This window comes from Verrucomicrobium sp. BvORR034, assembly GCF_000739635.1.
Lineage (GTDB): Bacteria > Verrucomicrobiota > Verrucomicrobiia > Verrucomicrobiales > Verrucomicrobiaceae > Verrucomicrobium.
Window position 1 is genome coordinate 107,764 of the sequence record NZ_BATQ01000136.1, and the last position, 11,561, is coordinate 119,324.

At 59.8% G+C, this 11,561-nt stretch carries 8 protein-coding genes; 5 read left to right on the top strand and 3 right to left on the bottom strand.

Features of this window, described 5'->3' with window-relative positions:
• Positions 1-410: 410 nt before the first annotated feature.
• From BV034_RS23320 to BV034_RS23330, 3 genes are all read right to left on the bottom strand, one after another.
• A complete protein-coding gene (locus tag BV034_RS23320) occupies positions 411-3,023 on the bottom strand; it encodes a right-handed parallel beta-helix repeat-containing protein (RefSeq protein ID WP_050029372.1) in 2,613 nt (870 codons plus the stop codon).
• A gap of 70 nt (positions 3,024-3,093) precedes the next feature.
• Positions 3,094-4,194 carry a tRNA-dihydrouridine synthase family protein gene (locus tag BV034_RS23325; protein WP_050029373.1) on the bottom strand — a complete coding sequence of 367 codons (1,101 nt, stop codon included), beginning with the start codon at positions 4,192-4,194 and terminating at the stop codon, positions 3,094-3,096.
• Between the two features lie 90 nt (positions 4,195-4,284).
• Complete coding sequence (locus BV034_RS23330; protein ID WP_050029374.1) at positions 4,285-4,491, bottom strand: hypothetical protein; 207 nt, start codon at positions 4,489-4,491, stop codon at positions 4,285-4,287.
• A 100-nt stretch (positions 4,492-4,591) separates the two neighbouring features.
• On the opposite strand from BV034_RS23330, the gene BV034_RS23335 reads away from it, so the two are divergent.
• The 5 genes from BV034_RS23335 (at position 4,592) to lepB (ending at position 10,860) form a co-directional block, all read left to right on the top strand.
• Positions 4,592-5,068: a DNA starvation/stationary phase protection protein gene (locus BV034_RS23335; RefSeq protein WP_050029375.1), complete on the top strand. Its 477-nt coding sequence runs from the start codon at positions 4,592-4,594 to the stop codon at positions 5,066-5,068.
• Between the two features lie 409 nt (positions 5,069-5,477).
• Complete coding sequence (locus tag BV034_RS23340) at positions 5,478-5,945, top strand: hypothetical protein (protein WP_050029376.1); 468 nt, start codon at positions 5,478-5,480, stop codon at positions 5,943-5,945.
• 135 nt (positions 5,946-6,080) lie between these two features.
• A complete protein-coding gene (locus BV034_RS23345) occupies positions 6,081-7,661 on the top strand; it encodes a type II CAAX endopeptidase family protein (RefSeq protein ID WP_081888055.1) in 1,581 nt (526 codons plus the stop codon).
• 69 nt (positions 7,662-7,730) lie between these two features.
• Positions 7,731-9,530 (top strand): translation elongation factor 4, encoded by a 1,800-nt coding sequence (gene lepA, locus BV034_RS23350; protein ID WP_050029378.1) that lies wholly within the window; start codon positions 7,731-7,733, stop codon positions 9,528-9,530.
• A gap of 115 nt (positions 9,531-9,645) precedes the next feature.
• Positions 9,646-10,860, top strand: coding sequence for a signal peptidase I (gene lepB, locus BV034_RS23355; RefSeq protein ID WP_050029379.1), 1,215 nt, complete (start codon positions 9,646-9,648; stop codon positions 10,858-10,860).
• Positions 10,861-11,561 lie beyond the last annotated feature (701 nt).

The window sequence follows — 11,561 nt, forward strand, 5'->3', positions numbered from 1 at the left end:
ACTATCCATAATTTGCATATCGCAGCTATCCAGCAAGCAATGTTTAGCGTTTCGAGAAAAAGGGCATACCACCAAAGGGTTAGGTAGGTCAGAGGTCCGGCGCGTGCGTGCCAGCCTCGGTCCGAAATTCTCATCCCAGAATGGGATGTGTAGCACAGCCCAATGTTGGCCGAGCCTCAAGCGAGTCAACGTTGGGGAGAGTCCGAGGTATTCCCAACGCTGAAAGCGTTGTGTAGACGCTTCGTCTGCTGTGGTTCCTCGGCAGCACTCCTCCGTTCACACACCCGACGGGGACCGTCGGAGTACGCTGAAGCATCGCCACAGGGGTAGTCCGACAGTCTCTGCCGGCTCAGTCGCCACGGGCACGTATGTCCGAAGCCGACCGCCTTCCATCTGCCATTCCCAATCCCCTAGTTTTTCCCCTCTCCCTCCGCCACCACCCCGATCTTCTCGATCGGCAGCGCCTTGAAGCCGAGTTTGAAGGCCGGAGACTTCGGCTTGAGGCGGTAGTCATCTTTGGAGGCATCCTCAAAAAGCGGATCTGCCACCACCGAGTGCTTGTCCCAACCTTCGCTCTGCCAGGCACTCCATTCGTCCATGGGACCCGCCTCACGAATGCTGAGGTCTTTGAGCTCCAGTACAGCCTGGTCCACGGGGAAGTCGAACCTCACGCAGAACTGGCGCATCCAGTCTTTCCACTTCGCATCGGTCTCACGGGGCATGGAGCCGGTCACTTCCACCTCCTGCCACTCGGGGGTGAGATGGATCTCTTTGCGAGGCCCTTCCCAATACCCCTTGCCGCCCACGAACATCATGAACGCTGCGGAAACCTTGGCCTCCGGCTTGTTGGAGCGCACCTTCAACCGGGCACGGAAGGATGCCCCCGCCTTAAAGGGGACGAAGGGACTGTGAATCACACTGTGAGGGTTCTTGGGATCCTTGCTGACAGCACCATCCGTCACCAGCACCCCACCCTGCACCACGGACTTCAACTCTTTGAGCGGCTTGTGGTTCCATCCCCAGCCCTTGGGTGCGGTACCGTCAGTCACGCCTTGGAAGCTGCCAGCTCCAGCCAGTAGGTCATCACCCTCATCGGGTCCCACCTTGGATACCGCCGTGCGGATCGGTTGGCCACCATTCCATGCCAGATTGTAGTCGCAGGTATTGTGCTCCGGCATGCAGTTGCGGGCATCCACGTAGCGCAGTTCCGGCTTGCTCCAGAGCACGATATTCCGCTCCGTCACATTGCCGCTCATCATCGTCTGGTCAGGGAAGAAGGCGTTCCGCGGATCGATGTCCATGCCACGCATGCCCTTCCACGCGGGCAGGTCTTTCACACTGGCCCAGCCCTCGACCATCGTGGTCATGTGGTTTTTGACATAACTGTGCTCAGGCCGCCAGCCGTTGAACTCGATCTGCCGCTCGCCCCCGTCCACAAAGATGTTGTTCAGGATGTGGTGATCCCGCCCGTTGTGCAGGTGAATGGCCGCACGGGAGCAGCGGGCCACGATGTTGCCCACAATGTCCAGCCCGCCAGCGTTGTCGTCCATATAGATGCCCCAGGCGAAGAACGGCACCTTGAGGCCGGCAGACTCCTGCCCCACCCCCACGATGTCATGGATGAAGTTGTACTTCAGGCTCGTGCCACGGGAGCTGATCCAGTCCCGGCCACCGGTGTAAACGCCGCCGCCATCCTGGGTCTCCAGCATCACGTGGTGAATGTGGTTGTACTCGATGACCAAGTTGTTTCCGCTGAACTGCACGCCCATGCGCGGACCGTCATGGATCAGATTGTGCGTCACCACGTTCCCCACCCCGCCCAGGCCCACTCCTGCAGCATTCTTGTTGATGACGCCTACGTGGTGGATGTGGTTGTTGGTCACCACGTTGTTGGCTGGCACCAGCGTCTTGCGATCGCCACCGCCCACTCCCACACCGGTGTTGCCAATGTAGGAGATCTCATTGCGCTCCACCCGGTTGTTCTTACCGCCCTGCAGGCTCACGCCGGAGCCGCGCATGGTGCCGCAGTGCTCAATGACGCACTTTGTCACCAGGCAGTCTTCCGTACCTTCCATGGTGACTGCCGTGCCATTGCAGCCCAGGAAGGACAGACCCCGCACCGTGATGCCCTTCACGCCAGCACGCATGCGTATGAAGCTCTCCACCACCGGAATCCGCACTTCCGCCTTGTCCAGCGCCTTGGGCGGCCAGAAGTACAGCGTGGCGCTCTTTTGGTCCAGATACCACTCGCCGGGGGCATCCAGCTCCTCCAGCGCGTTCTGGAAGAAGTAGCGGTTGTGCGGATGCAGATCGTACCCGCAGTCCTTGGCGAGCGTCAGCTTGCGGGTCACCTGATCCAGCGACTTCACCGGTTCAATGAAATTCCACCATCCGTACTGGGCGAAGATGAACAGCTCCACCTCCTCCGGCCGGGACCACTTGCGCACGTCCGCCTCCTTCACATAGCCTTCCCGCTTCCACACGTGCCCCTCATTGGCCCCCTCCGGCAGTTCAGTGAGAAACGCCCATCCACCGTAGAGCGGATTGGCAGGGTCAAAGTTGGGGTAGCGCGCCAGCGGCTGCCGCTCGCCATCCAGCAGGAGTTGCCGGATCTGGAGCTTGCTCAAGTTCAGACTGGCAACGTCCGCCTTGAGGATGTTGCCCTCATGCGCGGTCCAGCCCGACACCTTGCGCGCGCCGATGAACTTGGGCGTCGCCCCCGGCGCAGCCTCCCAGGTCACCGGTTGGCCGTCAGACCGGCCGTCCACCACATCCAGCTCCAGCGGCTGCTGCATTTCGTAGATCCCATCATGCACCACCACCCGGCCCGGCTCTTTGAGCGCGGCCTTTTTGCGCAGCTCCCGAATAGCATCGCGCGCCCGGGTCAGGGTCGCAAAGGGGGCGTCCGCCGTGCCCGCTGCCGAGTCCAGGCCCGAGAATGAAACGTGAAACTCGGCCCCGGCCACAATCGGCGAGGTGCCCAGGAGAACCGGGAGAACCAGGAAGCGAAACAGACGATGCATGCCTCCCACTCTGTGAAGCAAGGCCGCCTTGTCAAAGAGCCTCCTCCCCGCCAAGCGCTACTGAGATCTCCTATAAATGCGCCCCGGCCATCACGTCCGTGGCCTTGAGTTCCAGACTGAAGGGTTCCAGCGCCATCGGTTCGTCGTGCTCCAGGTGGCTCGCACACACGGCGAAGAGCTCTGCCTTGGTCTTGGTACGCCGCATGGCGTGCAGAAACGCCCCAGTTGGTTCGACCCCCAGACCGAGGAAGTTCAGGTACTTTTTCATCTTCTGCACCTGCAACGTCTCCGGTACCTCCGGGCTGGTCACCGCCTCATAAAGACGGTGGATGTAGTCCAGCACCTCCCGCCCCCTCGGCACGATGACCGGCTTCCCCGCCAAATGCTGGCGGATCTGCCGGAACATCCACGGATTGCGGATCGCCCCACGTCCGATCATCAGGCCACGGGCTCCCGTCAGCTGGAGAATCTCCTCCGCCTTCGCAGCTGACGAAACGTTGCCGTTGGCCAGCACAGGACACTTCATCGCCTCCACAGCGCGGGCGATGAAGTCGTAGTGCACCTCGCTCCGGTACATCTCTGCCACCGTGCGACCGTGCACGGTGAGAAGATCAATGTTGTGCTTCGCAAAGATGGGCAGGAATTGCTCGAACACGCCGGCGTCATCGAAGCCAATGCGCGTCTTCACCGTGAACTTGCATTTCACCACCGTGTCCCTGAGCGCCCCTAGAATGGCATCCACATGGCGGGGATCCCGTAGCAGGCCGCCCCCAGCACACTTCTTGTACACCACCGGGGCCGGGCAGCCCAGATTCAGGTCCACGGCGGCAATCGGATGCTCCTGCAGCTCCCGCGCGGTGCGCACGAGTGAGGCAATGTCGTTCCCGATCATCTGCGCCGCCACAGGGCGTCCTGTGGGATTCTCCGTCACCGAGCGCAGAATGGGCTTCTCGAGGTTGGAGTCCGCATGGACTCGGAAGTACTCGGTATAGTAGAGATCCGCTCCATCATAATCCGCCATGAGCCGCCAGAAGGGCAGATCCGTCACGTCCTGCATGGGGGCCAGCGCAAGCACGGGGCCTGGGCGGGCCATAAGATCCTCGAACTCCCTCACCGGGAGCTGCGTTGCAGCAGGCTGCGCCACAACCAGTTCATCTTCAGGAAACAACATTACCGGATCACTGCTGCGTTGGGAAATCACTCTTCCAGGTCGTCAATCAATCAATCTGTTGATCCATCTCACCTCAACACCATCATTCCATCAATCATCATGCCCATGGTGGGCCAGTTCACGCTCATGGCGGCGACGCAGCTTGGCAATCTCCACCCCCCGGCACAAGTACCGGTCATCGCACGCCGTGCGGGCGCACTTCTCACAGATGTAAAGCTGGGGCGAGACAATCTCCAGCAGCTCATCGGCATGCCGTTGAATGTCCTTCTTGCTCCAGTCGCACAGTGTTCTTGACATAGATTCTCAATCCTAATTCACATTTCAGCAAGTTACAGCGAAATGATTGGTTGCAGCATTCTCAACAACCGCCTACTTTCTCAATAACGTATTTAGCTATATGAGCACCACGAAAACTTCTCCCGGTAAAACCCAGAGCGCTGTGACAGCGGCCCTCTCCAGCCTGCTTGCTGATTCCTACAGCCTCATGGCGGAAACCCACCTCGCTCACTGGAATGTGGAAGGCCCTGCTTTCTTCGAACTTCACGGCGCGTTTCAGAAACAGTATGAGGAGCTTTTCGAAGCTGTAGACGAAGTTGCCGAGCGCATTCGCGCCTTGGGTGACTACTCCCCCGGCGGCCTTGCTGTCTTTGCGAAAGCCAGCTCCATCCCCGGCGTTCCTGTGGGTGCCGCTCCGGCCAAAGATTTCGTCGCCGCGATCATCGAAGGCAACGAAACCGCCAACGAGTCCGCGAAGAAACTTCGCGACACCGCTGAGCAGGCCCACGACCTCGAAACGCAAGACCTCGCCATCAAGCGCATCCAGTACCACGACAAGACTCTCTGGATGCTGAAGAGCTACCTCAAGAATCTGTAAGCGCTTCTCACAGCGGTTCAGGTTTTGACCAATCCCTTATCAAAGACCAGCTCTCCGGAGCTGGTCTTTTTTGTTGGCTGGTTGTTCATGGCGAAGCCCGAAGCCAGAGCGGAGTTGCTTGTGAGTTTAGAAGCCCGCACCAACGGCGTGATAGATACATAGCAGTCCCACATTCGCAGAGTCAGACCGCGAAGTCGCCACCCCGGGTACTCCACGGGAGTTCAACAACCCGTCCCAGAAGCGGCGATGCATCCTCCATCCAAGCACGCTCCTATACTCCATCACTCCTCCCGTTCACTTTCTTCGCAAGATGGGACAATATTTGACCGTTTCGTCACTGAGCACAGGCTACTGAGACCCATTCTCACGATTTCATTTGCATTGTCACGATTCTGATCCTTCTTTTCGCATGCAAGTTCACACTGGCGTTTCTTCCCCGGCCACCGATTCCCGGCGGCATTTGGCAAGATGGCGTGCTGATGCTGCCCGTCTGGCCGCTCAGCTGCTTTGTGAAGTTTCCCCCTCGGCTGCGGATGAAGTCCTCGATCTCCGCATGATGCTGCTCGACAGCCAGGCCTCCGCCCAGTCGGTACTTTCCGTCTTCTTTGCCGCGCGCAATCGCCTTGAAAGCGAGCACTATCTGCTTTTCTTCCGCCTTCGTCGTGTGCTGGAGCCCTCCTTTGGTCTCGAAACCACCGCCCAAGATTTCCCGGCCCGCCAGGAGTCGGTGAATTTCCACTGCCGTGACCTGCGTCACCTGACTCGGCGTGCCCAGCAGGAGGCGTTTGAATCCGACCTCCGGCTCAACAGCCCTGAAGAAGTGAGCGTGCGCATTGTGTGGCGGCTTTCGCCCTACGCCGAGCCTGCTTCGATCTAAGTCAGATAGCTGACAAACTGGGGCTCTGCCTCAATTTGACTCTCGAAAGTTTGATTTACCTGCGCCGCAACCCTGCGGTCCTCTGTCAGGTCGCTTTCACTTGTCCAGTCGCGAAACTTCCAGTAGGACGACGGGATGCCCCCACCCTCTGGTGACGAATCTGGCACAGAACCCAGGCTCACGTCTTCCCCTCCTCCAAATCCCGCTGCATACGGCGACCTGAACGTCACGCAGCGCCCCTCCAAACGCCGTCTTCCCGGCGGAATGGGGCTGGTGCACGAAATGCAGGTCTGGGCATTCACCGCCGTCATCCTTTCCGTCTGGTGGGCGACTGAATGGTCGTGGAACGGCGGATCCGGTGCCGCAGCGAGCACCTCGGAAGCTTTCCGCAATTATGTCGCCAACTCCATGCTGGTTCATGACGAGTACACCCAGAAGGGGTACGACGGGCCAGGCTTCATGAAGTGGATGCTCGAGTTGGAAGCCATCCCAGGCGATGTCCACGACGCCTTCATGGCCGTGGAAGAGGAAGGATATTCGTCGGACTCGTTGCAATTGGACCTGGCCCTGGTCAGTCTTCGCTTCAGTCAGGACAAGAAGGATGATACTGGGGAATGGAAGGAAATTGCGCTGGAGGCATTGGAATCCGTCAGCGAGAAAGGACGGAAGGAGCCCACCTACCACTATGTGAAAGGCGCTGTGGACGGCACCCCGCTGACGGAAGGCGAACGCAACGAATTCGAGCAGTACCTGCGCGAGCAACCCGTGGATTGGTGGAAAGGGTTCCTCGCAGCCCAACACCAGCTACCAGACCTAGTCGATCAAGAAGCTCTCCAGAGGGCCCAACAAGGCGCAATGGGCGATATTGTGTTCGCCGCCGTCATCTTGGTGGACCTCACCTTGCTGGGGCTGCTGGCTATCCCGGCGGCCTGGATGGCCCTGTCTCGGCCCCGCCTGAAACAACCGGCGTCCCATCGACGTCTCTATCGTCTCTGGCCCGGCCCACGGGTGGTCAGCACCTTCGCCCTGGCGGCACTGGCTGCCCTTTGGCTGAATCACCAAGTCTTCGCCTTACTGTACCCCTGGGTGGCGGCCATGATTGGGGCCATGGTGGACGAATACTCCGCCTGGCAGACCAACACGTGGATCTGGCTGGGCTGGGCCACTGCGATGGCTGCGCTGCCCTTGCTCCCTCTCTGCCGCACTTACGCCCCCGGATTCTCGAGACTGGCCGAAGTCTTTGGATTTCGGAATCGCGATTTCGCCTCCCTCAGCTTCTTCGGTTTGGGGGTCACCAGCATGGGACTGCTCCCGTGGCTTTTCCACTTCGTCGATGCGGGCCTCGCGTCTCTGGGCTCCACCTCCAGCGTTCTGGATGGCCTTAGCCGATCCTTCTCCGATCAAGGTGAACTTGCCCTCCCCCTGGGCATCTTTTGGAGTGTGATCATGGCACCTTTTGTCGAGGAGATCATCTTCCGCGGCTTCATCTTCAGGTCTGTGCAGGCCCGGTGGGGCACTCTGGTTGGCATGCTGATCTCCAGTTTCGTCTTCGCAGGGTCTCATTTTTACAGCGTCAACGGCACCATTCACGTCTTCCTCTACGGCCTGCTTTTCTGCTGGGTGTACCAGCGGACCGGGAAACTGGCCGCCAGCATGTTCGTGCACGCCGGCAGCAACCTCGCCGTCACCCTGCTCTCCCACTTCTCCGGCGGATAAGCCCCCCTTGCCAAGTGGCGGTTCCGCGATTAAGTCTCATCCCCCTTTTTCCCGTCCCCCCGACCTCTGATGTCTATCGAACTGACCCGCAACTTCTCCATCATCGCCCACATTGACCACGGGAAGACCACTCTCTCCGACCGGTTGCTGGAGTTCACCAAGACCATCTCAGAGAGGCAGCAGCAGGATCAGTTGCTCGATTCCATGGATCTGGAGCGCGAGCGTGGCATCACGATCAAGGCGCACCCGGTGACCATGAGCTACAAGGCCAAGGATGGGAAAACCTACAAACTCAACCTCCTGGACACCCCGGGGCACGTGGACTTCTCCTACGAAGTCTCCCGCTCCCTCGCTGCCTGTGAAGGTGCCCTGCTTCTGGTGGACGCCTCCCAGGGCGTGGAGGCCCAGACCGTCGCCAACCTCAACCTGGCGATGCAGCAGAACCTGCATGTCATCCCGGTCATCAACAAGATCGACCTTCCCAGCGCCGATGTGCCGCGCGTGAAGCGGCAGCTGGAGGACATCCTGCAGCTCTCCTCCGATGAAGCCGTGCCAGCCAGCGCCAAGATGGGGATCGGCATTGAGGACATCCTGGAGGCCGTGGTGAAGTACATTCCCGCCCCCACCTCTCTTGGTGAAGAACACCTGCGCGCCTCGGTGTTTGACTCCATCTTTGATGCCTACCGCGGTGTCGTTTCCTATGTCCGCATTTTCAGCGGCAGCGTGAAGCGCGGCATGAAGGTGCGCATGATGTCCACCGGCCTCGACTACGAAGTGAAGGACGTGGGCGTCTTCCGCCCCAAGATGTCCACCGTGCCGGAGCTGCATGTTGGTGACGTGGGCTACATCATCGCCAACGTGAAGACCACCGCGGACGTGAAGATCGGTGACACCGTCACGGAGACCCGCAGGCCCGCCCCGCAGCCCCTCCCGGGCTTCAAGGAAATCCACCCCCTCGTGTTCAGCGGCATCTACCCGGTGAGCTCGGAGGACTTCGAGTCCCTCAAGGCCGCGATGGGCAAGCTGCAGATCAACGACGCCGCCTTCAGCTACATGGCGGAAAGCTCCGCCGCCCTCGGCTTCGGCTTCCGCTGCGGCTTCCTGGGCCTGCTCCACATGGAGATCATCCAGGAGCGCCTGCGCCGCGAGTTCCAGATGGACGTGATTTCCACGTACCCGAGCGTTATCTACGAGGTGCTGAAGACCAACGGTGAAATGGTCATCGTGGACAACCCCTCCTTCCTCCCGCCCGTGCCGGAGATCGAGGAAATCCGCGAGCCCATGGTGAAGATCTTCCTCATGGTGCCCAACGAGTACATCGGTGACATGATGCAGCTCGTCATGGACAAGCGCGGCGACGTGCAGCACACGGAAACCCTCGACGACAACCGTGTGATGTTGCAGTGCATGCTGCCGCTCAACGAAATCCTCGTGGACTTCAACGACAAGCTCAAGAGCGCCACCCGCGGCTACGGCAGCATGGACTATGAGCACGCCGGCTACCAGGCCTCCGACCTTGTGAAGATGGACATGCTCATCGCCGGTGAGCCCGTGGACGCCTTCTCCTGCATCGTGCACCGCAGCAAGGCAGAGTCCCGCGGCCGCGCTCTCGCTGCCAAGCTCAAGGAAGTCATTCCCGTCCAGCTCTTCGTTGTCGCCATCCAGGCCGCCATCGGCGGCAAGGTCATCGCCCGTGAATCCATCAGCGCCATGCGCAAGGACGTGACCGCCAAGTGCTACGGCGGTGACATCTCCCGTAAGCGCAAGCTCTTGGAAAAGCAGAAGGAAGGCAAGAAGCGCATGAAAGCCATTGGCCGCGTCAACATCCCGCAGGAGGCCTTCATCCAGGTGCTCAAGACCGGGGATTGAGCAGCCCCTCATCACGCTGCTCCTGGTGCGTCAACACAGGGGCAGCCACCGCCCCTCTCTCTATCTGCGCTCACAAGCGCCCCATCAATCGACCACCACCCAGTCACAGCCAGCCATGTTTCAACCGCGCTTCATCAAGCACGCCAAGCTGCTCCGCAAGGGGGTCAACCGTTTCCTCCACTACAAGCGGGATCTGCTGCCTACGACCAAGGTAGATGAGATCAACGGGTTGCGTGGTGAACTGGACGCTGCCATCAGCCAGCGCAACAGCACCCGCATTGATGAGGTGAGCAAGCAGTTGAACCAGGTGTGTGAGCGCGCCCTGCCTGATGCGCGCACCACGGAGTGGGCGGAGAACATCGAGGTCTTCTTTGTCTCCATCGTCATTGCCCTGGGCATCCGTTCCTACATTGCCCAGCCCTTCCAGATCCCCACGGGCTCCATGCAGCCCACGCTCAATGGCATCCGTGCTGAAGCGACTGAAAAAGATCCCAATCCCGGCTTTCTGGGCAAAATCGGCGGGTTCTTCACCGGCACCACTTACTTGAATGTGGTCTCAGACCACGAAGGACCGCTCCGTCTTTCAGACACCATTACCGAGCACAAGTTCCTCATCTTCCGCCCTTACAGCCGTTTGCATTTCGCTGACGGACACGACATCAAGATCTCCTGCCCCAAGATCCAGCTCGAACGCGAGCTGAACATCGGTGCCCACCTCCGGACGGAGATGATGGAAGGCAATAGCGACACCCCTGACCGTCGTGCCACCATGCAGATGGCAAACGCCAGCAGCATCTATGTCCGCAAGGGCCAGGTGCTGGCCCGCGGTATCGTGCAGAATGGTGACCATGTCATCGTGAACAAGTTCGCCTACCACTTCCGCCGCCCCACCCGCGGGGAGGTGTTCGTATTCACCACCAAGAACATCGCCGGCATCGAGAGCCGCAACTTTGATGAACGCTGGGGCTCCCAACACTACATCAAGCGCCTCGGCGGCGTCCCTGAGGACACCGTGTCCATCAAGGACTCCCAACTGTTCATCAACGGCCAGCTCGCCACCGAACCCGGCTTCAAACGCGTGATGACCGGTACTTACATTGAACCCAAGGACGGCTACCGTGGCTATGAAGACGCCATCCAGGACTTCACCGGCCGCCGCGTACCTGTTCGCGAAATTGCCCTGCAGAAGAAGCAGTACCTTGCCCTGGGAGACAACAGCTACCAGAGCTCCGACAGCCGCTACTGGGGCCCCGTGCCCGAGCAGAACGTCGTCGGCCCAGGCTGGTTCTGCTACTGGCCGCTAACCAGCCACTGGGGCGTGATTCGGTAAAGCTTGAGAAGTTTGGTTGGAGTGGAGGGTGCACGGCCTGTGACTTCGGAGGCCTTTGCACCTCCAAGCAAACTCATCATCCCCAACACCTGAGCGCGCAGCGCTTTTGGGACTGCGGTGAGAATCACCGCTTTGGCTACGCCTTGTGATAGGCTTGAACCTCACCTCTGTCGCCGGAACCCAGCCTCCCATCTCCTCCGCTCCCCTGTCATTCGCTCTCGTTCCACACAGGTCTCTCGAAAGCGGCGATTCTCGCACGCACTCCCAAAGATGCTCCGCATCAAGGTGATGGAAGCCTGGAAAGAGTCTCACCTGCAGCCAGCTTTCGCCCCTGGATCAAAGGGTGCATTCATTCACGCATCAATTCGGTTGCGGCTGAGTAGCGAAGAGCAAAGAATTGCTCCAAACACCCACCGAACAACCAGGATGGAAAGCCCCACAGACGCGCCCTCACCTACTCCGTGGCCCCATGCGCCTCCGCATCACTTTGACGCCACCAGTACCTTTTTTGTCACTGCCAGCACGTATCTGAAAGCCCCACTTTTCCATGACTCAACAAGGCTACACCTGCTGCACGACTCGCTCTTGAGCCATGCGCATACCCACGGATGGCAGCTCGAAGCATGGGCGGTTTTCAGCAACCACTACCACTTCATAGCGCGGCCGGTGATGGCAGCAAAGCCCGACAACTCCTCGCCTGT

Coding starts and splice junctions, on each gene's coding strand:
- BV034_RS23320 (WP_050029372.1), bottom strand. CDS start 3,023: ATGCATCGTCTGTTTCGCTTCCTGGTTCTCCCGGTTCTCCTGGGCACC.
- BV034_RS23325 (WP_050029373.1), bottom strand. CDS start 4,194: ATGTTGTTTCCTGAAGATGAACTGGTTGTGGCGCAGCCTGCTGCAACG.
- BV034_RS23330 (WP_050029374.1), bottom strand. CDS start 4,491: ATGTCAAGAACACTGTGCGACTGGAGCAAGAAGGACATTCAACGGCAT.
- BV034_RS23335 (WP_050029375.1), top strand. CDS start 4,592: ATGAGCACCACGAAAACTTCTCCCGGTAAAACCCAGAGCGCTGTGACA.
- BV034_RS23340 (WP_050029376.1), top strand. CDS start 5,478: ATGCAAGTTCACACTGGCGTTTCTTCCCCGGCCACCGATTCCCGGCGG.
- BV034_RS23345 (WP_081888055.1), top strand. CDS start 6,081: ATGCCCCCACCCTCTGGTGACGAATCTGGCACAGAACCCAGGCTCACG.
- lepA (WP_050029378.1), top strand. CDS start 7,731: ATGTCTATCGAACTGACCCGCAACTTCTCCATCATCGCCCACATTGAC.
- lepB (WP_050029379.1), top strand. CDS start 9,646: ATGTTTCAACCGCGCTTCATCAAGCACGCCAAGCTGCTCCGCAAGGGG.